Raw genomic sequence first — 18,180 nt, 5'->3', positions numbered from 1 at the left:
CGGTAGTATGGGTTTTGGTCAGGCTTAGGCCGCATCCACGACCTTGAAACCTTCCTTGATCTTCGCGCCGCGTGCGCTGTGGTCGAGCGCTTCGAATTCAGCGCGGGTAATGGTCTTGGAGCCGCCGCCAGAGCCATTGGTGCCAGGCTGCTTGCCGGAACCGTTATGGCCGGTGCCCTTCAAGATGTGATCCCGGCCGGCGTAAGCGCCCACGATGGCCTCAAGAGCTTCATCGAAGTCTGCCGGATTGCCGGGATTGGCCTTGGAGTAAATCTGGTTTCCGTTCGCGTCCTTGGCGACAATCTTGCCGTTGTCGAGCGTGAAGTGCTTGCCGAACATGGCCTCAACCATGTCAGAAGGCACAGCCAGCTTGTCACCGATGTACTTGGACCTGGCGAAACTGCCGCCGATCTTTTCCGAGTGAAGCTGGTTCACCAGTCCATCGCGCTCTTGGACGATGGGGGCATACTTCTCTTCGACGGCCTTGATCGCTTGCTGCTTGATCTCTTCGACCTTGCCAGCGTCAATTAGGTCTTTGTCCTTGAGGGACGCAACCTTCCTGATAGCGTCGATGGCGGCGGCGGGGTCTTCGATACCTTCGAATTTCTTCAATGCGGCCTCAGCCGCTTCCTTGGCTTCCCGGTGGCCCTTCGCCTCGCCATTGAGGCGGGTGATAGTGGCGCGGGTCGCGGGGGCATCAAATGCCGTCTCGCTACCATTGTCCTCGATGTATACGGGCTTGCCGTCCTGAATTTCAGCGTAGGTTACGCCTTCGATCTCTTTCGTCTTGAGTTTCATCGGTCCGTCTTTCCGGCCATCCGGCCTTGCTGATGCGGCATCCGCCGCGTTTCGCCCACTGCATCCGCTCAGGGCGCGTTAAGGCGCTCCGCAGTGGTTGCGCTGCGAAAGGCCAGTTCGATTGTGTGGGGCGCTGTGAGCCGCTAGGCGGCGTTCAGAGTTTCGTCGTCTACCGTCTAATTCAGGCTGTCAGCGGGATCGAACGGCGGGTTTTCGGCGTCCAGATCCTTGATCTCCTGGCTGATGTCGACCTGAGGGCCGAGGAAGCCGCGGCGCTGCATTTCTTCCAAGTATGTCTTGCGCGTGATCTGGCCTTCGAAGCGGGCCTTGTTCAGTTCGACAATCTCGGTTCCGCCGTATAGGCCGACCGCGAAATCGGTATGAACCATGACGGAAGGGGCAGTGTCTTCCGGCTGGTTCATCCACTTGGCCGTGAAGACAAACGCTTGTTCCAACGCGTCCTTGAGGCCAAGAGCCCACGATTGCAGGACAGTAAAACTCTTCTCGCCATCGAACGCGAAGGCCAGCGCCGGGGTGTTGCCCGCCGCTTGCGTCATGGGCTGCATGCCGATCCGGCGCATGTCTTCGATGATCTCACGGATATCGTCGCGGATTTCCTTGAGGTTCGCCGCCGCCGGCTGGATGTATTCCCAACTGGTTGCGATGCCTTCGACGCCCGGGGCGTAAAGCACCCTGCCCGGCCCCGTTTCGATCTTGCCGCCATCCGGGGCGGCCATCCCATTTGCAGAGAGCATCGGGCTCCCGGCAACGGTGAATATCTGCTCTTTCTTTGAGCCCGCGTTGTACAACTCGATCTGCATGTCTGCGAGGTCGAGAAGCGGCGGCTTCACATACTGGTCGCCCTCAATGTCATTGGTGGCGTAGAAAACGAACGGCACCTCGTCCAGCGTGATCGAGCCTTCCTTGTCGAGCACCCATTCCGCCTTGTCGGCTTTCTTCTCTTCCCGCCAAACCGTCCAAGTGCCGTTAACACCGGCGTTCTCAGCCCGGATTTCCCGGATGAGAGGCACAAGCTTCTGCTGAAACCCGTCACGCTCAATGCGGCTTTCCTTGATGCGCAGGACGGTTACAGCCCGCCGCCCGCCACGTTGAGCCGTAACAAGCTCCAGAATGTCGTCAGCGTTGATCGGCACCCAATAGGGCCGGACGCCCGATGCGCGTTCTTCTGCCACGGTGCGGCCGGTCTGGCCGGATGGGAAGTCTACGAGGATGCCATGCGCGCCCATGGAAACCCCGCCTTCGAAGGTATCCTTGGCGAAGACGTGAAGGTTGTTGCCACGCCCGTCAATGTTCTCCGCAATGTCCTTCATTTGCTGGCTGGCATCGTCGGCAAGCTTCACTTCCTTGGTGAAGGGCTTGGCCGAAAGGGTGGCGATGCAGTCGACGAATTCAGGACGCCACGGCGCAGACTGAAGGCGGCGCCTGTATTCCTCTTGTTCTTCCGCAGGGAACTTGATCAGGAATCGCTCTCCAGCGTCCCTGATCGCTTTTGCGCCCTTTCGGATCGTGCGGATGGTCTCCCAGGCATGGGCAAGCCGGTCATGCGCGATGCTGGCCGTGCTCGGGTTGTCCTTGGCTTCCATCTTAATTCCTACGTGTTGCGCCAGAGGCGGCGACGGGCGCCCTCACCTTCGCAGTCAATTCGGTGAAGGCCCGCGAGGCAGCGTCTATTTGGTCTTTCCACTTGCCCATCGGGAAGCCTTCGGCCTCGGAAAGGAACGCCTCGTTCCATGAGCCTTCGAGCAGAAAGACGTTCCCGGCCTCGGCCTGCGCCGCGAGCGGAAGAGCTCTCGTTTCCTTGTCGCCCGTCTCTGGGCTGAAATGGTAGTCGAAGCCGACGAGCACATGACGCAGGATGTGTTGCGCCTGCGCCTTACCAGCTTGCCCCGGGTCTTGCGGATACGAGCCGCGCACTTGGCCGTGGTTCGTCCTATCTTGTTCGGCTGTGGCTTTCAGCAACCGCTCGACGCCCATCGGGCCAAGCTGCTCTCGGACGGCGTTCGCGATGATGAACCGGCCGTCTGGCGCCAGCGCCATCAGAATACCCGCTGTGGCCGCAGCTTCTTCGTCCTCAGTCGCCGCCAAGTCCCAGCCCCGAACAAATCTGCAACCAGTCGGCAGCGCTTTGACCGTTCCAAACCACGACCGCTTGAACAGGCCACCGCCGCGAGGCACGGGACGCTGCTGCAACTGGCCTGCAGACGCATAACCGCCAAGCGTGCGCTCCAGAAGTTCGACCTGGGCCTTCGGGAAGCGCTCCGGGAACAGCAATTCGCCGTCCACCTTTCGTGGATCGGTGAAATACGGCGTCACGCATCGGCGTTCGGCTTCAAACCTCATCGGCAGCATGAGGTGGACGTACGGTAGCCCTTTCGTGATGATCAAGCCCGACGTATCTCGCTCATGCAGGCGCTGCATGATGACGACAATCGCCGAATCCTCGTTGTTCACGCGGGTCGGGAGCGCCTCAAGAAAGGTGCGCTCCGCCGCTAGCAGCTCGGCATCACTATTCGCGTCATCCGCCGACAATGGATCGTCGAGAATTACGCGGTCGCCGCGCGAGCCGGTCATGCTTTTGAAGGCCATCGCCTCGCGAAAGCCGGTCTTGTCGTTCTCGAACTTCGTCTTCGCGTTCTGGTCTGTCGTCAGCGCCGTGGGCCAGCGCGACTGATACCATTCAGACTGGATCAGGCGGCGGCATTTCAGGTTGTCGCGGATCGCGAGGTCCTGCTTGTGCGCCGTCGAAAGGAACCGCTTCTCCGGCTGCCCGAGCGGCCCCCACTCCCATGCCGGCCAGATGACGCCGGTCAGCAGTGACTTCATCGTACCAGGCGGCACATTCATGAGGAGTTGCTTTATCTCCCCACGACTGACCGCCTCCAGATGCAGACATATCGCGTCGAGCGCCCATCCCCATTTTAGCGGGGTTGCGGGCTCAAGGATGTGCCATGCACGTTTGGCAAACTCAGCGAGCGACCGCTTGCAGGCGCGCCGCTCAATCTCCCTTTCTATTTCGCTCAGCGGCGGCAGCGAGAGTTCGATACGCTTCGATTTCATCATCGCTCATCGTCGCCAAATCGAAAGCCGCCGGCTTCGGGCTCATGCTCCCATCGCTTGAGGTGTGATCATACTTTTGCCGGTTGGTGTAGCTGTCTCCGACCTCTTTAGCGGCCTGCTCAATCAGGTTCGACGCCAGCACCATGTTCCCCTGCCCCTCTGCCTTGTCGGCCATGCGCTGGAGAGCGCGAAGACGAACGGCGCGGTGACTGATGGCGATGGTGGACGTGTCTTCCAGAAACGACTTGCGTGTTTCGTCGAACAGCACCCGCCAGCGCTCGCCCAACTTGGCGCCGGCCTTCTTGGTCGGATCGTGGCTCTCGCACAGCTGCTTGCTGATCTCGATGCCATACTCGCGCTTGACCGCGGCCACAACGACAGCGAGTCCATCGAAGCACGCAAGGCTCTGGATGATGAAGGCCTTCACCTCATCGGATAGCTTCGGACCTGCCATGGATTGCGTCTAACCTCGTCTAGACGTTCACGCCGCCTTTGAGAGGCAGACCCCGCATGCATGGGCGATGCTGGCGTGGCCGATCTCCGGCTTACCCTTGGCAGCATCGACGAACTCGCGAACGTGCGCGGCATCGGCACCATAGCGGCGGACAATGCTAGTGAATTCCTGAACGTCATGCCCCCGAATGCACCACACCGGGCGGCCGGTTGAGGCGTTGAACTTCGGCGCGCCGTAGATGTCCCTGTCCTGGGCGGCGTGGAGCAATTCATGCTCGACAAGCGCGCACCACTCGATATCGGTGCACTGCTCGGCATATCCAGCATCGAAGGTCAAAATGAAATCCGGGATGGACCCGAACCACTGCTCGACCTGGATGCGTGCCTTTGCCTTCGACCACTTGCCCATTGCCATGGGATCGCCTGTCTCGCATTGGCCGACGATTTCCTTCCCGTTCTTGCTGTTCGAGACGTTGGTCCACAGCGCGCCGATCTTGGCTTGCTCCAGATGGCCATGCTCGGGGTTCCAGAGTGGCGCACCTTCCCGTACGAATGTTGCCATCGCCCACTCGACAACTTCTGGTGCAGCGATAAACTGATCACCCTGCTCTATGTCGAAAAGGCTTTCCGGCGGCTTCGGTCGCTCATGCCTGGCATTTTTCAGGACTGGCATGGGCTAACCTTGGGGTAGAATATGAGCGAAGAAGCAAGAGCAGATGCACTCGAAAAGGCTTCCGTGGATGCATCGGTTGAGGGTCTAAAGGCATTGCTCATCCTGAACGGGGGAGCATGCATTGCTCTACTTGCTTTTCTATCAGCGACCATGGGCAAGGAGCATACGATTGCAAAGGAGGCCGCATTCGTCACCGGTGCGACGAGTGCTCTGATCTTCTTCTCGATCGGCGCTGGGTTGGCCGTCGTGACGTGCGTTTTTGCGTATCTCGCAAACCAGGCATACTCGTCGCACCTGCGCTGGCGATCCGAGTATCCACGGCATTGGACATACGGCACGATCTGGACAAGGGCCGGGCTAATCACCACCGCCTCATCACTCGTTCTGTTCTTCTACGGCGTCTACACAGTTTGGAGCCACGCCGGCTGAACTTAGTAGGCATGGCGAGTAGTGGATGACAAGCCGGACCTAAGCCCGGCTCTCGTCTCGGGTATGCGGGATCAGCAGCGACTTCGGACCTCGATAAGGTTGAGGCGGGTGCCGGACGCATCGGCAATGGTCACGCGCTCGTCGGTCGGGAACGAACTTCGGCCGGCGGCGGTGCTCACCATCACGGCGGGTGCTTCGCAGGTCAGGGCGACGGCGTCGTTGTGGACCTGGAGACTGGCGGGCGTTTCGATGCTGGCCTTGACGGCCTCGTAGACGCCGGGATCGGTGGGCGTGGCCGCGATGGCCGGCGCTGCGATGGTGAAGGCCATGGCCACGAGGGCGAGGCCGGCACAGACAAGACTTCGGATGCGGTTCATGCTGGTTCCTTTCTGCTGGGGTGGAGGGTTAGGCGAGGTCACTCGCAGACTTGAAGTGCTGCGTTCCAGTTCGGGGTGCCTGTGCCGTAGCACTGCACGTCCATCACGCCGAACAGGATGCAAATCGTCAGGCCGAGAGCCGCGCCGATTGTGAAAGACCAAACGATGGCCTTGGATTCTCCGGGCATCGCTCTCTCCTGAAATGAGGAAGCCCGCCACCAGTGAAGGCGACGGGCTCCATATTGCTTCAGCGGACAGTCCAATGAACGGAGTCACTAGGAATGCCGATATCTGAACCTTAGCGCTTTCAGAATCGCATTCTCGCGACTCGTCGTCAAGCGTTCTGTTACGGCTATGCCGTATGGGGTCGGGAAGGAACGGCTGGGCACGAACCCCTGCCTTCACGAATGACTATCCGCCTTCCCGAATCAAAAAGGCGACCGAAGCCGCCCTTGACGCAAATCACCACTATAGATTTCGTATACCTTATTCGGGTTCCGAGTGGAATGCGCGTCAAGCACTTTTTCGCAGTTTCCCGCGATTTTCATAGCCAAAATGTACGGCGAGCGCGGTGAGCCCTTGCTTCAGCATTTCTACATAGGCGCGCTGGAGGTTCTTGCTCTGCGCGAGGTCAGCGACCGCCCGCCCCTCGCCGGCCACCTTCACCATCACATCATAGCCGATGCCAAGGACGCGCCGGCAATCGGCAAGGTCAATTCCGGCCTGAATCTGCCGATCGGACAGTGCCGAGCGAGGACCGCCGCCATCGACGGGTTCCCGGCTGTAGTCGAATGATCCAGCGCCAGCGCCGCCCAGCGCCTCCCAGATGCGCCGGAACCGCTCGCCGGCCTTGGCCTGCGCCTCATCGATAAGCTTCCGCTGCTCCAGTACGACCAGCGCGCTTTCCTTCATGTTCTTCACCGCCATCGTCTTCTTCGGGTTCCATGTCTCGCCGTCGTGCGCCCGGTTGTAGAGCGGATTGTCGATCTCGCTCATTTCCGGCTTGGCCTGGCTGTGTCCGACTGCAGCCAGATTGATCGCAGCCAGCTTTGCTTTCCTGCCCCGTCTTGCCATTGTGCTTTTCCCCGTGTTCCGCCGTTTAGGAATTCGCAACGCCCATGAGCGCTACAACTGCGATGATGCCGAAGCCGAGCGCCTTATCGCCCTTGGAGAAGAACGAGGCGGCTACCGCCGCCATACCGATCACGCCGCACGCTACTGCCTGCATCCTCATGCCTCCCCGCTGTCGACACGTACCTGGTGCGCCCGAACGCCATGAAGCGCCGTCGTGTGATCCCGGCCGCCGAATAACCGGCCGATCTCGTGCCACGAGGCCGACGGCTTCACGCTCATCTTGATCTCCCACATGAGCTTTTGGCGGAAATGGGCGATCTTCCTCTTCCGGCTCGGCCCGACGACCAGTTCGAACGACATGCGCTCTTCCTGACACCGCTTCAGGATATGCTCCGTGCAAGGACCGCTTGCCGCAATCATCTGCCACCGGCGGAACGCCTTAACGTGGGCATCGTGGAAGTGGAGCTTCACGGGCGGCAGCAGCCGGCGCACCGTCACCATCGGGTCGGTTTCGACGCTGGTTGCGGCCGGCGGCGGGACGATCTTGCGCGGTGAGGTTCCCAGAAGACGGCGGCGCACCGCAGCGTAGTCGGCTATCAGCGCAGCGGCGCTGGTGAATGTCTTCTCTGTGGAATGGATGTTCATGCTGCGCTCCTGTTTTCGATTTCCTTCCAGCCCTCGCCGTCTCCGTCGACGAGGAGCGATGCGGGGACACGGCAACCGGGTTGCCCAGGTCGCGGGCCCAGCTCTGACGTCGACCAGATCCGTTTGTCCCGAGCGAAGCGGAGGCGGCGAGCCCAAGCGATTTCGCTTTCGTCCATGGTTTTGGGTTTGGGAAGGTCACGCGTTGCGCCGATCCGCTTCTCGTAGGCTTCCCGGATTGCAGGCAGGAAGTACGACCACGAGGCCGCCGGTCGCGTCCGGCGAGCTGCTACAGCCTTGACGGTCGGGAGAATGTCGAGTTCGAGGCTGACGCCAGCGGAAATCAGTTCGGCTATCGGACCGACGATAAGGGCGCTGTGAGGCTGAATTCCGTCGTCGCCCGCCGCGGCGATCAGCTTGCTCTGGAGAATGTCAAAATCACCGAGCGCAGGCGCCTTTGCTACGCTGCTAAGCGTAGCTTCTGTGTCTGCTTCTGTGTGGTTGAACGGTCGTTGAACGTCCGTTGCGGCGGTTGATTGTTTTTGCTGCCTTTTTTTGGCGCTTTCTTTTCCGGCTCTGGAGTTGATTTTCAGCTTGTTCGAACGGCTGTCAATTTCGGTCTCGGCGCGACGGTTGGAAAGCATGCCTTCGGACAGTGAAAACTTGCCCAGGACGATCAGTCGTTCCATCGTCTTTTCGAAGGCTGAGACACGCATGCCGCAATAGGTGGCAAGCCGCTCGGCATGGTATTCGACCGGCCCGCTCTCCTCGTAGATCCGGCACAGGATCATGGTGTAGACGCCCACCTCTTGCGGGGTCAGGCCACGAACGCCGTTCATGAAGTCGGCCGGATAGAAGTCGAAGTATGGGATGTGGGGTTTGCTCATGTGCGGGCTCCATTCCTGACCGCGGAGAAAGCCATGTCGGCGAAGAGGTCGACTGTCCCGAGCGAGCCGTTGCGCTGCTTGGCGATGATAAATTCGAGCTTGTTCTGGCATTCGACCAGTTTGTCGGCCCGTGCCTCCTGCTGCTCGAACGATCCACCCGTAGCGCGTTCGAGGTAGTAGGATTCACGAAACAGGAAGGCGATCATGTCCGCGTCCTGCTCGATAGCTCCCGAATCCCTGAGGTCGGAAAGCATCGGGCGTTTCTCCTCGCGGCTTTCAAGCGCGCGGCTGAGCTGGGACAAGAGCACAACGGCGATATCGAGCTCTCTGGCGAGCGATTTCATGCCTGAGGTGATCTCAGCAATTTCGTTCACACGGTTGCCGCTGTAGCGCGAGGATGGGCGAATGAGGCCGAGATGGTCGATAAACAGCACCTCAAGCGGCGTCCCGCGCTTGGCGGTATCCTCGGCAAGTCTTTCGGCACGTACTCGAATGTCGGTGGAAGTCTGGCCCGCCTGCTCGTCGATGAGCAACGGAAGGCGGTCGAGCTCCATCTGAGCTTCCATGATGGCGTCGATATCCTCGTCGGACACCTCGCCGCGGATGATGTTCGTGTAAGGCACCCTGCGGCGCCAATCGAACATGATGTCAGCCATGGCGCGCGTGGCGAGCTTGTCCGCGTCCATCTCCAGCGAGACTATGCCGCAGCAATGGCCGGCCCTTGCCGCCTTGATGGCGCAGGACAGCGCGACGGTGGTCTTGCCCATTGAAGGCCGCGCGCCGATAAGAGTCAGGTCGCGGCGCTGGATTCCACCTGTCATCCTGTTGAGGTCCGTGAGCCCCCAGGTTATGCCGGTTAGGCCCGATCCAGTTTCGCGCGCCGCCTGAGCTGCCTCGACGGCTCGCATGGCGGCCCCACCCACCGAGACCCTTGTCTTTTTGATGCCGCCGTTCCGAAGTTCGGAAATGATGTCGTCGAGGTTCTTCGCGGCCTCCGAAGCAACAGCACGGGCATCGGCGGAGGGATCGTTCGCCGCGGCATAGACACGACCGGCCTCGCCGGCGATCGATATGCGCGCCCATTGATCAATGACCTTCCGGGCATTATCGACCGCACGGGTTCCAGACGCGGTAGCCGATGAGACCAGGCGCGCGAGATATGCAGACACCTGCATACCCGTCGACTTTTCGAACTCCTTAGCTGCGGTCTCGTCGATCAATCTCTTGACGACGCCCGGGTTACTCGACCCATAGCGCTCCTGCCCTGCCACCGCGGCGCGGAACACGGCACGATGGAAAGCCTCAACGAAGTGATGCTCCTGCAGCGTCGCAAGGATCTCGTGAATGTCGCCGCCGAGGAGAAGCGCACCAAGGACGTTCTGCTCGATCTCAGGCACAAAGGCGTTTTGTTCGAAGGCGAGCGCGGTCATGCTGACACCTTTGCCGGGATAGCTTCCCGTTGCTCGGGCGTCATGAAGAGGTCGAGCCAGCGGCGCCAGGCGCGGCCGGCGGCGATACCATCTTCCATACGTCCGCTTTCCTGCGCGCGCTTAGCGGCAGTGACGTAGGCCATCCATACCGCTTGCTGGTGCTCTGCGAGGTTTATGACATTGCTCATGCTTCCCTCACGGTCACAGTGCAGGGCACACCTTCATCCACCCATCGGGCGTTGATGGCGACAACCTGGCTGTCGTCTGCTATGGTCTTGGTGCTTGTGAGAAGGTCGAGCAGAGCCTTGAGGATGTTATCCAGGTCGCGCCGCTTGCTGGCGGGGCGATAGGCCGTCACCTCAACCTCTACCGAGCCGGTGATGCATTTATGCCGACCGTCGCGGTTCCTCTGGGCGACAAGCATCCAGCCGGCTTCCGCCGCCCACTTCTTCGCGTCCTTCGTCTTCACGCGTCCCTTGCCGGGTACGTTCCGGTACATGCTGTTGACGGATGGAGGCATGGGGAGGTCGAATGACATGGAGCTCATGCCGCCACCTCGCCAATTTTCCCAGCGGCGATCGCCTGCCCGATCTTGAACCGGAGATGCCTCGAAAATATATTCCCGATCGGCGTTTGATTCCAACGCCACCCTTGTTGATCACCAACGTTTTCAGTGAGGTAGAGATGAACTCGAAGGTATTTGATAGGCCCGTTTATCTGAAGAGAGGCAGAGATCTGATCGAAGAGATAACGTGCCTGGAGGACGCCATCGATTTTCTGGAAGCATGGCCAAGGAACGATCGTGACATAGTGCACGATGCAACCTTGAAGACGTGCTACATGGCCTTTGACGGCCACAAGCCCTTGAAGGTCGGACGCGATGCCCTCCGCTCCTTTGGAGAGAAGAAGGGTATTCTCGTGAAATCTCCCGGCATCATGCCGTGGATGATCCGCTCGCGCTCCGGCGGCGGGCGCGTGTCCGCGTAACGAATGTAGCGATCTGGAGAGGCTGCCTATGCGGCCTCTCTTTTTGTAGAGCGTCATAGCCCGAGCTCCCCTTGGCGCGCGTCCTTGCGGTCGAGGACTCGGAAAACTGTCTCGCCGTCCCAGAACTTGTCCCAGACGAACCAGGCATTGAGCATCGGCGGCGCGCCCTGCCCGGTGAAGTCGATCTTCCAACGCATGAGATAGACGCGGGCCGGCGGGAACTTCGCCCAGAACGGAGCGAGACCTCCAGCGCCGGGGAAGCCCCAGTTCATGAGGAGGCACATGTACTCGATGCCGAGCGTATCGAGCGCGTGGTAAAGCCAGCGGGCCTTGCCGTTGCCCCATCCGCACTCAGCGAACGGCGGGTTCTCAAGGATGGCCTTGGAAGGCGGTTCCTTAAAATCGTAGAAGTTCTTGATCTCGGCTCCGCATCCGCGGTCGATCATATCGCTGTCGATCGCATCGATTCCGTTGGCGCGAAGCTCTTGGCCTATGACGCCAGTCCCGCAGGCCGGACCCCAGATCGCCGGGAAGCGGCGAAGGTGCTTAAGTTCAGCATGGATGATCGCGCGAATCGGCTCGATCGGCGTCGGATAGAATTCGTCAGGTTCGCGCTCAAGCGCGTCGATCTTGGTATAGGTGCCGTCGAGCAGCCGAGTTGCGACCGGCTTGCTCCGCTTTCCTGTGGCGCGGAATAGGCCGCGTGCCGAAGGCGCGTTCATGTCGCGTCCTCGCTCGCTTCTAGCCGGGCGAGAGACCGAAGGCACCGGTCGCGCAGGCGAGTGATCACCGCGAGCTTATGGAGCTTCACCCCATTGTCGGCCTTGCCCATACTCCCCTTGATGCGGGTGATCTGGCCTTCGAGCTCGGCTATCTCTTCCTTGAGGAGGGGGATGTCGTTCAACGGCGCGTCCTCCAGACTTCGTCCGGGTCGATGCCTTCTGCGGCCATCTGCTGAAGCGCGGCGGCTTGACGCGCGTCGTGGCTAGCCCAATGTTCAGCCTGCTTCTCCGGTCCCCATTGGTCCCAGGTTGTGGCGCGATCGAACTTGTCGGCAAAGGTCTTGTTCTGCCGCCATTGCAGGCAATAGGACGGCCACCACTTCGTCAGTTTGCCGTTGCAGCCGTGCTTGCTATCGATATCTGCGCAAATGATCTGCTCCAGCACCGCAGGAGTAAGACCGTCATCGATACGACCATAAAACCCGGCGAAGCTTTTGAAGCCGGTTTCCGACCAATAGACCGATCCGGCAGGCTGCACGGTATAGGTCTGAAAGAAGGACGAGAAACGAACGAGCGTAGGAATGCCGCGCACTTCGATTTCAATCGGGTCGCGTTCGTCCAGGTTGATTTCCATCATCTCTTCGACCCCGTAGGCGCGGGTCAAAAACTCGCGGCGCGGCGGAGGTTCCCACGGCTTAGCTACCACCGGCGGCGCGGGCGGCATCATCAAGTCGAGCATGGAAAGCTGCTGCATCACTCGCCCTCCCCGATCTCTTCACGAACAAGCCAGTCGGCTCTATCGGCCCATTTCCGAGAACGGTCTCGCCAGCGCTTCGCGATGCGCAGCCGCCTCAAAAGCGGCAATCTTTTCATCCAGCGAAGCCAGACGGGCACGGAGTTCGTTTTGCTCACGACGGGCTTCCTCCTGTAGAGCAGCCTTCAAGGCTTCCATTTCCTCGGCATCGATCCGCTTGGCCGTGCCTTCCCAGATCGAGCGCACACGACGCTCGGTGAAATCTTTTCGAACTCGGCGGGAGATAAAGCGGTGCGCTTCGTACAGCGCTGCCTTGACGCTTCCGTATCGGCGCTGAGGGAAAGCCTCCCTGAACATCGTTTGCGCGAAATACACGTCACCCATTCTCTTGCCTCTGCTCGACTTTTCCTTGTCAGACTTTGACAACACCTTGGCGGTCTCCTGTGCGAACTTCGGGTTGCTTAGGTCCGAAGGAGTTGCACATGAAGCGACCTTCAAAATTCGACGGGAAAGGCCGATCGCTTGCCGGCGATGTTGTGCCCTTCCAGTCTCCGGCCCGCCGCGTTGGGCAAACCGCTAATTCGTTCTTCCCGGGGTCCGCCGCATCTGCCCGGGATCAGGAGGGCGCCGGGGTTTCCCCGGCTTCGGCGTCCTCGACATTCACTCCGTTGGGAGACCTGACACATGCCGTCGTGCTTCGACTGGCGGGCGGGTATCCAAGGATAAGAGTGGAGCGCGCGGCCGAGGAGGCGTTAGCCGCGCGCTCCGGCGATCAGCCAGCGGCTTGGGAGGAGGAGGAGCGGCGCTGACCGATTCCGTTGATCACTGATCTCTCCACCAGTCGGGTGCCATGCGGTCTTCGCCGCGGCGTTGGCGTGGGAACGCGAAAGCGACCGCAGTCGCGCCACAGAGGATCGTGAAGCCGATGATGCCGTAGATGAGCAAACTCATGCGTCCACCTCGACGGGCTTCCCGGTCTTATTCAGGAGGTTGCGGAGGATGGACATGCCCTTTTCAGTGCCGCGCTCTACGACGGGGCGGAAGCGGTCACTGCGGTATGCTTTAGTGTGGTGCCAACTGTATGCGCCGGAAACTACCAGACCCACCACCATCGGCGCCGGGACTATCGCCTCAACGGTGTAGACGCTTCCAACCGACAGGTTCGTGGACTTGCCGAGGTAATCAATTCCATCGTCAACACACACGACCTTCTGCCCAACACGGAAATTGCATGTCATGCTGCCTTCCTCCTCGGACGGGATTGATGGGAACGGACGTACGGAAGCGCGCCGGGAGTTGCCTCAACTGCGAACTGGGCTTCCTGATCGACCGGATAGGTGTGTTCTGTCTCGGGGCCGCGCGCCGTCATTCCGCAGCCTCCAGAGCTTCGGCCAGCCCGAAGGCGGCCATGATCTCGTCGGCACGGTCGGGCATCGCCTTCGCCAGATCGGCGGCAATCTTCTTTTCCTGTGCCTGGGTGAAATTACGGGACGCGCGCTGCCACTCGATCACGTCGAGGATCACGTCGTTCCCGGTGTATTCTTGAACGGGGTAGTTGATGCCGAGTTCGCGGGCGATAGTGAACCTGGCCCAGCCATCAACGATCACGTCACCCATGCGGATGATAGGGTCGTGAATGCCCTTGAAGGCAATGTCGGTGCCAAGACGCTCGTATGCCGCATTCGAGAGTTCAGGGAAGCAGTGGGCGAAAGCAGGCCGCTTCATCGGCATTGGCGGCACGTCTTCCAGGAACACGCCATTGGTGGGGAGAGCCACAGAGGCATCGCCATCCCCGTTGTTCGGGTTCCTGTCGAAATCGACCTCGCGCTTCGCGATGCTCGTTACATGATCGCCTCCTGCGTTGGCGGCGGCGCGGTCCTCACGCTCGGCGCTGGGGAATTCTTCCTCTGCCTCTTCGGGCGAAATGGTTGCGGTCTCTCCCGCCGTCACGCCTGCCCTTTCGGGGCCGCCGACGTTCACGCCGTCATGCTGGACGGTCAGGGCTGGGATCGCGTCGGGTTGCCCCAATACCCCAGCCACAGCCTCGGCCTTATCGGCTTCGACCAAAACGGGCGCTACAGTTGCGTCCGTGAATGCGGTCCTCTCGGATACCGCCTCCGCCGCCTTACGCGGGGATTCTTCCGCCGTTACCGGCGCTGTTCTGATGTCTTCGTGCTTGGTGAGGATGGAAAGGCCACCGTCGGAGCGGCGACCGGCCGCGTAGCCGTTCCCCTCACGTGCACGTGCGCGTGTGAGGAGCGAAACGTAGTCGTCGACGCGCTCGCCCTTTTCCTCGCGCTTCTCCTTCGCCTTTTCGTCAAGGCGCATCTCGCCAATCGCGCCCTTGAGCGCGGCGACTTCGGCGGAGACGTGCTTGCCGTCCCAACCAAGACCGCGCAGCTCTTCGCGCAGATCGGCGTAAATCTGTTTCAGGTCATCGGCCGCCTGCTGGCGCATGTCCTCAGCCTCATTGATGAGGCGGGCAACACGAGCAGCCATATCGTCAGGGATGGTGTGGGCTTCGATACTCATGCCGCATTCTCCGGCTGGGGGCCGAAGACATCAGGCCGGAGCACATGCCGGGATATGCCGGTCAGACGCTCAATCTCAACCGCTCGCTGGTACGGGACCTGCCCGCGAGTCCGCCAGTTGGCGACAATGCTGGGGTTATCCAACCCCAGCGCCGCGGCTGTTTTGGTCAGTCCGCCAAGGTCGGTCACGATGCGATCAACGATGTTCTTCGGCTTTTTCATGTCGCCAATTATCACGCAACGTGAAGTTTTTGCAACCCCCCAGATGATAATTCTTTTCGTTGCGTGAATATGCCAGAAAATACAGATGGCTGATGGTGGAAGATCAAACGCGGATATCGCGATGCGCCTCGATGCGCTCATGAAAGCGCTCGAGAAAAAGCAGGTTGAGTTCGCCTCTTTGATCGGCGTATCTCAACCTGCTCTCAACAATTATCTGAAGGGGCTCAGACGCCCTGATATCGATGTAGCAATATCGATCCAGACGCGAACTGGCGCTACTCTAGACTGGATTTATCTAGGTGATCGCTCTGGGCTTCCGGTACGGCTCGCAGCCGAGTTGCCGGACCTTTCTGGTCGTGCTGAAAGGGCAGGATAGCCGCTGTTTTCACAACGGCCTCCCAATCCTCCCCTAGACAGAAAATTATCTGCCTGACGTATTGCAGAACCTGAAGCGCCTCCCTCTTGTCCTCTGGCAGTTGCGTGTAAATTTGGCATGCCATCCGCTTGACGTGCGGATCTACCTGCATCTTCAGGTTATCTGCCATGATCCTCTCCCTAGACCGGCTGCATATTGCTGACTTCCTCGGGCAGATCATCGCCATAGGCGCAGATCAGGCGCGGCTCGCCGAAGTCGCCAGCTTCAGGGTCGGCGTCGGTAACGGTCGCAAAGACCATGGGCTTCTGTAGCGCCAGGCGCTCGGCCATCCGCCTCGCATGCATGATGCTGGTGGCCTGCACCGGGATATCCGGCTTCATCGCGCCGCGCTTGGCCGGGGAGAAGGATTGAACCACGAAAAACTCTGCCATGTTCATGCTCCTTGGGATTTTGGGATGCCCTTAGCATGACTCGAAAACGAGAACGGAACAAGAACAAAGTTAGGAAAATAGTCATACTCGTTAACGGCTACCAGATGTTGCGATTGCACGTAATGGGAGTCGCTTTTTCTTGTGCGCCGGCGGAATCTCGCTATCGTGAAATTGGCATCTGAGGAGAAGGCGATGTCCGAAAAGCCGAAATCGAACAACCGCTATGCGATGCGTGAGGACGGCACCGGCATGTGGGCGGTCTACGATATCTTCACGGGGCTGACGGCCGAGGTGAACGGCATCCCACAAGACGGGCTCGACATTGAGCAGGCCGACGACCTCGTTGACCTGTTGAACGCTGAGTACATTGCCAGACGCAAGGGGACGACACATTGAAAGAAAACGGGGCCGGAGCCCCGCACCTCCTAAACCAAGCGCTGCTGTCTGTTGCGCCTATCATGATCAATAGCGCCCCGGATTGTCGTTGCCGCAATCCGCGTCTCAGTCTTGCACTCCGCGTAGCCATTGGCGTTCTGGTCTTCAATACGCTCAACCGCCAAAGCCTCAGAGGCCATCGTGTAAGCCAACTCCGCAAGAGACATATGATCACGAACGTTGGCTTTCGCACCCAGCTTTCGAGTGATACGTAGTTCCTTTGCCGTACCGCCGAGAAGGTGCTTGTAGGTCTCGTTGGTGCAGTGGGCGTATTCGTACCACTTGGTTACACCACGCGCCTTCAGCGTGTCGGTATAATCCTTACGAACCTTCTTGCCGATCTCGCGATGCTGGTCGCGAACTGCCTCACGCTTGGCCTGGTTCTCTCGAATCTCATCAACAAGGGTCTCGTCACCTTTTTTGAATCGAAGGAAAACATCACGAATTTCCACGGCGAGCGCAGCGGAGAGATATGTCGCATATCCCAGGGCGAGATTTTCATCAGCCCAAGTGCCAACGCCATTCTTCGTGTAATGGACTGATTTCATTTCAGATTTCGTCCAGCCACGGGATTTTCCCGTGATCTTTGACAAAAGAGCGACGATCTCCTTTTGCGCGTTGGGAAGCCTCATCCAGTCGGACGGGGTCTGATTCTTCGAGAATCCAGCCGCCTTGTGGATATCGTTCAGGCAGACCAGCCCGTTCTCATCCACCCTGATCTTTGTCTTCTTAAAAAGCATCACTTTCATTTCCGTCATAAGACATAAACCTTTCGTTATGTCGTTATGCGGTGACCAGCAACTCTTGACATCCGGAAATTAATGAATACATGGACGTCATGTGATCACATAGCCTGCCGCAAGGTTGGTACTTCAGGCCCGGACGGTGGTTGCACACCTTCCGGGCCGCTCTATTTTTGATTCGCAGATGCAAATCTTGGATCATATCGGTGGTTGATCTGCCTTATTCAAGGCACACGATAACGTTTTCTTTACCGTTCACTGAATTTCCGAAGACAGGCCACCCCCGCCCGCCCTTCCGGCGGGCTTTTTCGTTCCTGCATCCCCTCGCCCGGCCGGTCCATCCTGCCGGGTTTTTCGTGTGGTGATTCTAGCAGGTTTGGTGACGGCTGGAAATAAACTTCACGCAGTGTGAATTTTATGCTTACAAACTTCACGCTGCGTGATATTGTTTCCTCATCACCCCGACACACCGGGAATATGAGGAGCAAGGGAAATGGCAGACAGACATAACGTAGCGCTTGGTAACGGCTGGTACGCAACCCTCACGGTTGGCGTGCATAATGAGATGCTCACTCTCCGCAATCCGGACAAAGGCCAGCGGATCGACCTCGACGACGAGTCCGTCAAGCTTCTCCGCGAAATCTTTCACTCAGTTTCCTCTAAGGTCGCCTGATCCCCTTCGGCATCGCCTCCCCGCCGAGGCGATATCGAAATGGATCTACCCCGGCACGCAAGACGGTCCGCCTGATCTGCTGGGGCTCTCGAAACACAGGGGATGAAGCACATGGTTGCACAGCTTGATGACGTAGAGCGACTGTTCAATGCGGTGAAGAACCTCCGCGACGAGCGTCGAAAGATGCAGAAGCTTTCGGATAAGGCGCTCCACGCCGAAGGCCCCAAGGCATCGCAGAAGGCGAATGTCGATCTGAACTGGCAGGCTTTCCACGTCAACAAGATCGAACATGCCGTGCACGCCGCCGCTGTCGACTGCGGTTTCGCCGACCTCCGCAGCGCCGAACATTACCGGCCGTACAGCGTGAAGCTCACCGGATTCCATGAATACGAGGTCAATCCAGACAAGCCGCGCGACCTTAACCGCGCCGCCTAACCCCACCCAATTCCGTCCAGACGGGAGAGC

31 protein-coding genes are annotated in these 18,180 nt (G+C 59.5%); 6 read left to right on the top strand and 25 right to left on the bottom strand.

Translation table 11 applies throughout. The features are described from left to right. Positions 1-24 precede the first annotated feature (24 nt). The 5 genes from MNR02_RS06600 to MNR02_RS06580 all read right to left on the bottom strand — a co-directional run bounded on the left by MNR02_RS06600 (position 25) and on the right by MNR02_RS06580 (position 4,891). Complete coding sequence (locus tag MNR02_RS06600) at positions 25-798, bottom strand: DUF6651 domain-containing protein (protein WP_241948538.1); 774 nt, start codon at positions 796-798, stop codon at positions 25-27. A 176-nt stretch (positions 799-974) separates the two neighbouring features. Next, positions 975-2,402 (bottom strand): DUF4055 domain-containing protein, encoded by a 1,428-nt coding sequence (locus MNR02_RS06595; RefSeq protein ID WP_241948537.1) that lies wholly within the window; start codon positions 2,400-2,402, stop codon positions 975-977. A gap of 1 nt (position 2,403) precedes the next feature. Then, complete coding sequence (terL, locus tag MNR02_RS06590) at positions 2,404-3,879, bottom strand: phage terminase large subunit (protein WP_241948536.1); 1,476 nt, start codon at positions 3,877-3,879, stop codon at positions 2,404-2,406. Continuing rightward, positions 3,815-4,330: a DUF2280 domain-containing protein gene (locus MNR02_RS06585; protein ID WP_241948535.1), complete on the bottom strand. Its 516-nt coding sequence runs from the start codon at positions 4,328-4,330 to the stop codon at positions 3,815-3,817. Before MNR02_RS06585 ends, terL begins: the two co-directional genes overlap by 65 nt. Positions 4,331-4,357: 27 nt before the next feature. Continuing rightward, positions 4,358-4,891, bottom strand: a complete 534-nt coding sequence (locus tag MNR02_RS06580; protein WP_241948534.1) for a putative metallopeptidase — start codon at positions 4,889-4,891, stop codon at positions 4,358-4,360. Positions 4,892-5,023: 132 nt separating this feature from the next. Between MNR02_RS06580 and MNR02_RS06575 the strand changes: the two genes are divergently transcribed. After that, on the top strand, positions 5,024-5,431 hold the full coding sequence (locus MNR02_RS06575; protein WP_241948533.1) for a hypothetical protein: 408 nt from the start codon (positions 5,024-5,026) through the stop codon (positions 5,429-5,431). Between the two features lie 71 nt (positions 5,432-5,502). On the opposite strand, the gene MNR02_RS06570 is transcribed toward MNR02_RS06575, so the two are convergent. The 9 genes from MNR02_RS06570 to MNR02_RS06535 form a co-directional block, all read right to left on the bottom strand. Next, a complete protein-coding gene (locus MNR02_RS06570) occupies positions 5,503-5,808 on the bottom strand; it encodes a hypothetical protein (protein ID WP_241948532.1) in 306 nt (101 codons plus the stop codon). 38 nt (positions 5,809-5,846) lie between these two features. Continuing rightward, positions 5,847-5,996: a hypothetical protein gene (locus MNR02_RS06565; RefSeq protein WP_241948531.1), complete on the bottom strand. Its 150-nt coding sequence runs from the start codon at positions 5,994-5,996 to the stop codon at positions 5,847-5,849. Between the two features lie 325 nt (positions 5,997-6,321). Further along, positions 6,322-6,882 carry a hypothetical protein gene (locus MNR02_RS06560; protein ID WP_241948530.1) on the bottom strand — a complete coding sequence of 187 codons (561 nt, stop codon included), beginning with the start codon at positions 6,880-6,882 and terminating at the stop codon, positions 6,322-6,324. Positions 6,883-6,907: 25 nt separating this feature from the next. Next, positions 6,908-7,036, bottom strand: a complete 129-nt coding sequence (locus tag MNR02_RS22900) for a hypothetical protein (protein WP_256464530.1) — start codon at positions 7,034-7,036, stop codon at positions 6,908-6,910. Positions 7,037-7,038: 2 nt separating this feature from the next. After that, positions 7,039-7,527 (bottom strand): helix-turn-helix domain-containing protein, encoded by a 489-nt coding sequence (locus MNR02_RS06555; protein WP_241948529.1) that lies wholly within the window; start codon positions 7,525-7,527, stop codon positions 7,039-7,041. After that, positions 7,524-8,411 (bottom strand): DUF1376 domain-containing protein, encoded by an 888-nt coding sequence (locus MNR02_RS06550; RefSeq protein WP_241948528.1) that lies wholly within the window; start codon positions 8,409-8,411, stop codon positions 7,524-7,526. Before MNR02_RS06550 ends, MNR02_RS06555 begins: the two co-directional genes overlap by 4 nt. After that, positions 8,408-9,841 carry a DnaB-like helicase C-terminal domain-containing protein gene (locus MNR02_RS06545; protein ID WP_241948527.1) on the bottom strand — a complete coding sequence of 478 codons (1,434 nt, stop codon included), beginning with the start codon at positions 9,839-9,841 and terminating at the stop codon, positions 8,408-8,410. Before MNR02_RS06545 ends, MNR02_RS06550 begins: the two co-directional genes overlap by 4 nt. Next, complete coding sequence (locus MNR02_RS06540; RefSeq protein ID WP_241948526.1) at positions 9,838-10,029, bottom strand: hypothetical protein; 192 nt, start codon at positions 10,027-10,029, stop codon at positions 9,838-9,840. The genes MNR02_RS06545 and MNR02_RS06540 overlap by 4 nt, the downstream gene beginning before the upstream one ends. After that, entirely contained in the window at positions 10,026-10,388 is a 363-nt protein-coding gene (locus tag MNR02_RS06535; protein WP_241948525.1) for a RusA family crossover junction endodeoxyribonuclease, read from the bottom strand. The genes MNR02_RS06540 and MNR02_RS06535 overlap by 4 nt, the downstream gene beginning before the upstream one ends. Before the next feature lie 137 nt (positions 10,389-10,525). On the opposite strand from MNR02_RS06535, the gene MNR02_RS06530 reads away from it, so the two are divergent. Beyond that, positions 10,526-10,828: a DUF982 domain-containing protein gene (locus tag MNR02_RS06530; protein ID WP_371746736.1), complete on the top strand. Its 303-nt coding sequence runs from the start codon at positions 10,526-10,528 to the stop codon at positions 10,826-10,828. Between the two features lie 53 nt (positions 10,829-10,881). Here MNR02_RS06530 and MNR02_RS06525 read toward each other — a convergent pair whose 3' ends face one another. From MNR02_RS06525 to MNR02_RS06495, 8 genes are all read right to left on the bottom strand, one after another. Further along, on the bottom strand, positions 10,882-11,550 hold the full coding sequence (locus MNR02_RS06525) for a hypothetical protein (RefSeq protein WP_241948523.1): 669 nt from the start codon (positions 11,548-11,550) through the stop codon (positions 10,882-10,884). Continuing rightward, positions 11,547-11,732, bottom strand: a complete 186-nt coding sequence (locus MNR02_RS06520; RefSeq protein ID WP_241948522.1) for a hypothetical protein — start codon at positions 11,730-11,732, stop codon at positions 11,547-11,549. The genes MNR02_RS06525 and MNR02_RS06520 overlap by 4 nt, the downstream gene beginning before the upstream one ends. Continuing rightward, positions 11,729-12,304: a hypothetical protein gene (locus MNR02_RS06515; RefSeq protein WP_241948521.1), complete on the bottom strand. Its 576-nt coding sequence runs from the start codon at positions 12,302-12,304 to the stop codon at positions 11,729-11,731. Before MNR02_RS06515 ends, MNR02_RS06520 begins: the two co-directional genes overlap by 4 nt. Positions 12,305-12,346: 42 nt before the next feature. Continuing rightward, entirely contained in the window at positions 12,347-12,688 is a 342-nt protein-coding gene (locus MNR02_RS06510) for a hypothetical protein (RefSeq protein WP_241948520.1), read from the bottom strand. A gap of 438 nt (positions 12,689-13,126) precedes the next feature. Then, entirely contained in the window at positions 13,127-13,255 is a 129-nt protein-coding gene (locus tag MNR02_RS22895; protein ID WP_256464529.1) for a hypothetical protein, read from the bottom strand. Further along, a complete protein-coding gene (locus MNR02_RS06505; protein WP_241948519.1) occupies positions 13,252-13,542 on the bottom strand; it encodes a hypothetical protein in 291 nt (96 codons plus the stop codon). Before MNR02_RS06505 ends, MNR02_RS22895 begins: the two co-directional genes overlap by 4 nt. A gap of 127 nt (positions 13,543-13,669) precedes the next feature. Continuing rightward, the gene (locus MNR02_RS06500) at positions 13,670-14,761 is read right to left on the bottom strand and encodes a hypothetical protein (protein WP_241948518.1); all 1,092 of its coding nucleotides are present in this window, start codon (positions 14,759-14,761) and stop codon (positions 13,670-13,672) included. Between the two features lie 71 nt (positions 14,762-14,832). Next, positions 14,833-15,198, bottom strand: coding sequence for a YdaS family helix-turn-helix protein (locus tag MNR02_RS06495; RefSeq protein ID WP_241948517.1), 366 nt, complete (start codon positions 15,196-15,198; stop codon positions 14,833-14,835). On the opposite strand from MNR02_RS06495, the gene MNR02_RS22955 reads away from it, so the two are divergent. Then, positions 15,143-15,433, top strand: coding sequence for a helix-turn-helix domain-containing protein (locus MNR02_RS22955; RefSeq protein WP_371746723.1), 291 nt, complete (start codon positions 15,143-15,145; stop codon positions 15,431-15,433). The two genes, MNR02_RS06495 and MNR02_RS22955, sit on opposite strands and share 56 nt — an antisense overlap. Here the strand turns inward: MNR02_RS22955 and MNR02_RS06490 are convergent. Both MNR02_RS06490 and MNR02_RS06485 read right to left on the bottom strand, forming a co-directional pair. Then, a complete protein-coding gene (locus MNR02_RS06490) occupies positions 15,333-15,602 on the bottom strand; it encodes a hypothetical protein (protein ID WP_241948516.1) in 270 nt (89 codons plus the stop codon). The genes MNR02_RS22955 and MNR02_RS06490 overlap by 101 nt on opposite strands. Before the next feature lie 10 nt (positions 15,603-15,612). After that, positions 15,613-15,864 carry a hypothetical protein gene (locus MNR02_RS06485; protein ID WP_241948515.1) on the bottom strand — a complete coding sequence of 84 codons (252 nt, stop codon included), beginning with the start codon at positions 15,862-15,864 and terminating at the stop codon, positions 15,613-15,615. A gap of 192 nt (positions 15,865-16,056) precedes the next feature. On the opposite strand from MNR02_RS06485, the gene MNR02_RS06480 reads away from it, so the two are divergent. Continuing rightward, on the top strand, positions 16,057-16,260 hold the full coding sequence (locus MNR02_RS06480; protein ID WP_241948514.1) for a hypothetical protein: 204 nt from the start codon (positions 16,057-16,059) through the stop codon (positions 16,258-16,260). 29 nt (positions 16,261-16,289) lie between these two features. Here MNR02_RS06480 and MNR02_RS06475 read toward each other — a convergent pair whose 3' ends face one another. Further along, positions 16,290-17,057, bottom strand: coding sequence for a KilA-N domain-containing protein (locus MNR02_RS06475; protein WP_241948513.1), 768 nt, complete (start codon positions 17,055-17,057; stop codon positions 16,290-16,292). Between the two features lie 478 nt (positions 17,058-17,535). On the opposite strand from MNR02_RS06475, the gene MNR02_RS06470 reads away from it, so the two are divergent. Both MNR02_RS06470 and MNR02_RS06465 read left to right on the top strand, forming a co-directional pair. Continuing rightward, a complete protein-coding gene (locus tag MNR02_RS06470) occupies positions 17,536-17,715 on the top strand; it encodes a hypothetical protein (RefSeq protein WP_241948512.1) in 180 nt (59 codons plus the stop codon). A gap of 111 nt (positions 17,716-17,826) precedes the next feature. Further along, entirely contained in the window at positions 17,827-18,150 is a 324-nt protein-coding gene (locus tag MNR02_RS06465; protein ID WP_241948511.1) for a hypothetical protein, read from the top strand. The last annotated feature ends 30 nt before the right edge of the window (positions 18,151-18,180 follow it).

It is taken from the genome of Shinella sp. H4-D48, from assembly GCF_022637395.1.
In the GTDB taxonomy this organism is placed as follows: Bacteria; Pseudomonadota; Alphaproteobacteria; order Rhizobiales; family Rhizobiaceae; genus Shinella; species Shinella sedimenti.
The sequence above is the reverse complement of the archived record's forward strand: the minus strand, read 5'-3'. Positions and strand labels throughout refer to the sequence as shown.

Excerpts from the sequence above, each read along its gene's own strand:
- MNR02_RS06600 (WP_241948538.1), bottom strand. The coding sequence starts at position 798 with ATGAAACTCAAGACGAAAGAGATCGAAGGCGTAACCTACGCTGAAATT.
- MNR02_RS06595 (WP_241948537.1), bottom strand. The coding sequence starts at position 2,402 with ATGGAAGCCAAGGACAACCCGAGCACGGCCAGCATCGCGCATGACCGG.
- terL (WP_241948536.1), bottom strand. The coding sequence starts at position 3,879 with ATGATGAAATCGAAGCGTATCGAACTCTCGCTGCCGCCGCTGAGCGAA.
- MNR02_RS06585 (WP_241948535.1), bottom strand. The coding sequence starts at position 4,330 with ATGGCAGGTCCGAAGCTATCCGATGAGGTGAAGGCCTTCATCATCCAG.
- MNR02_RS06580 (WP_241948534.1), bottom strand. The coding sequence starts at position 4,891 with ATGGCAACATTCGTACGGGAAGGTGCGCCACTCTGGAACCCCGAGCAT.
- MNR02_RS06575 (WP_241948533.1), top strand. The coding sequence starts at position 5,024 with ATGAGCGAAGAAGCAAGAGCAGATGCACTCGAAAAGGCTTCCGTGGAT.
- MNR02_RS06570 (WP_241948532.1), bottom strand. The coding sequence starts at position 5,808 with ATGAACCGCATCCGAAGTCTTGTCTGTGCCGGCCTCGCCCTCGTGGCC.
- MNR02_RS06565 (WP_241948531.1), bottom strand. The coding sequence starts at position 5,996 with ATGCCCGGAGAATCCAAGGCCATCGTTTGGTCTTTCACAATCGGCGCG.
- MNR02_RS06560 (WP_241948530.1), bottom strand. The coding sequence starts at position 6,882 with ATGGCAAGACGGGGCAGGAAAGCAAAGCTGGCTGCGATCAATCTGGCT.
- MNR02_RS22900 (WP_256464530.1), bottom strand. The coding sequence starts at position 7,036 with ATGCAGGCAGTAGCGTGCGGCGTGATCGGTATGGCGGCGGTAGCCGCC.
- MNR02_RS06555 (WP_241948529.1), bottom strand. The coding sequence starts at position 7,527 with ATGAACATCCATTCCACAGAGAAGACATTCACCAGCGCCGCTGCGCTG.
- MNR02_RS06550 (WP_241948528.1), bottom strand. The coding sequence starts at position 8,411 with ATGAGCAAACCCCACATCCCATACTTCGACTTCTATCCGGCCGACTTC.
- MNR02_RS06545 (WP_241948527.1), bottom strand. The coding sequence starts at position 9,841 with ATGACCGCGCTCGCCTTCGAACAAAACGCCTTTGTGCCTGAGATCGAG.
- MNR02_RS06540 (WP_241948526.1), bottom strand. The coding sequence starts at position 10,029 with ATGAGCAATGTCATAAACCTCGCAGAGCACCAGCAAGCGGTATGGATG.
- MNR02_RS06535 (WP_241948525.1), bottom strand. The coding sequence starts at position 10,388 with ATGAGCTCCATGTCATTCGACCTCCCCATGCCTCCATCCGTCAACAGC.
- MNR02_RS06530 (WP_371746736.1), top strand. The coding sequence starts at position 10,526 with ATGAACTCGAAGGTATTTGATAGGCCCGTTTATCTGAAGAGAGGCAGA.
- MNR02_RS06525 (WP_241948523.1), bottom strand. The coding sequence starts at position 11,550 with ATGAACGCGCCTTCGGCACGCGGCCTATTCCGCGCCACAGGAAAGCGG.
- MNR02_RS06515 (WP_241948521.1), bottom strand. The coding sequence starts at position 12,304 with ATGCAGCAGCTTTCCATGCTCGACTTGATGATGCCGCCCGCGCCGCCG.
- MNR02_RS06510 (WP_241948520.1), bottom strand. The coding sequence starts at position 12,688 with ATGGGTGACGTGTATTTCGCGCAAACGATGTTCAGGGAGGCTTTCCCT.
- MNR02_RS22895 (WP_256464529.1), bottom strand. The coding sequence starts at position 13,255 with ATGAGTTTGCTCATCTACGGCATCATCGGCTTCACGATCCTCTGTGGC.
- MNR02_RS06505 (WP_241948519.1), bottom strand. The coding sequence starts at position 13,542 with ATGACATGCAATTTCCGTGTTGGGCAGAAGGTCGTGTGTGTTGACGAT.
- MNR02_RS06500 (WP_241948518.1), bottom strand. The coding sequence starts at position 14,761 with ATGCGCCAGCAGGCGGCCGATGACCTGAAACAGATTTACGCCGATCTG.
- MNR02_RS22955 (WP_371746723.1), top strand. The coding sequence starts at position 15,143 with ATGGCTGATGGTGGAAGATCAAACGCGGATATCGCGATGCGCCTCGAT.
- MNR02_RS06495 (WP_241948517.1), bottom strand. The coding sequence starts at position 15,198 with ATGAGCGCATCGAGGCGCATCGCGATATCCGCGTTTGATCTTCCACCA.
- MNR02_RS06490 (WP_241948516.1), bottom strand. The coding sequence starts at position 15,602 with ATGGCAGATAACCTGAAGATGCAGGTAGATCCGCACGTCAAGCGGATG.
- MNR02_RS06485 (WP_241948515.1), bottom strand. The coding sequence starts at position 15,864 with ATGGCAGAGTTTTTCGTGGTTCAATCCTTCTCCCCGGCCAAGCGCGGC.
- MNR02_RS06480 (WP_241948514.1), top strand. The coding sequence starts at position 16,057 with ATGTCCGAAAAGCCGAAATCGAACAACCGCTATGCGATGCGTGAGGAC.
- MNR02_RS06475 (WP_241948513.1), bottom strand. The coding sequence starts at position 17,057 with ATGACGGAAATGAAAGTGATGCTTTTTAAGAAGACAAAGATCAGGGTG.
- MNR02_RS06470 (WP_241948512.1), top strand. The coding sequence starts at position 17,536 with ATGGCAGACAGACATAACGTAGCGCTTGGTAACGGCTGGTACGCAACC.
- MNR02_RS06465 (WP_241948511.1), top strand. The coding sequence starts at position 17,827 with ATGGTTGCACAGCTTGATGACGTAGAGCGACTGTTCAATGCGGTGAAG.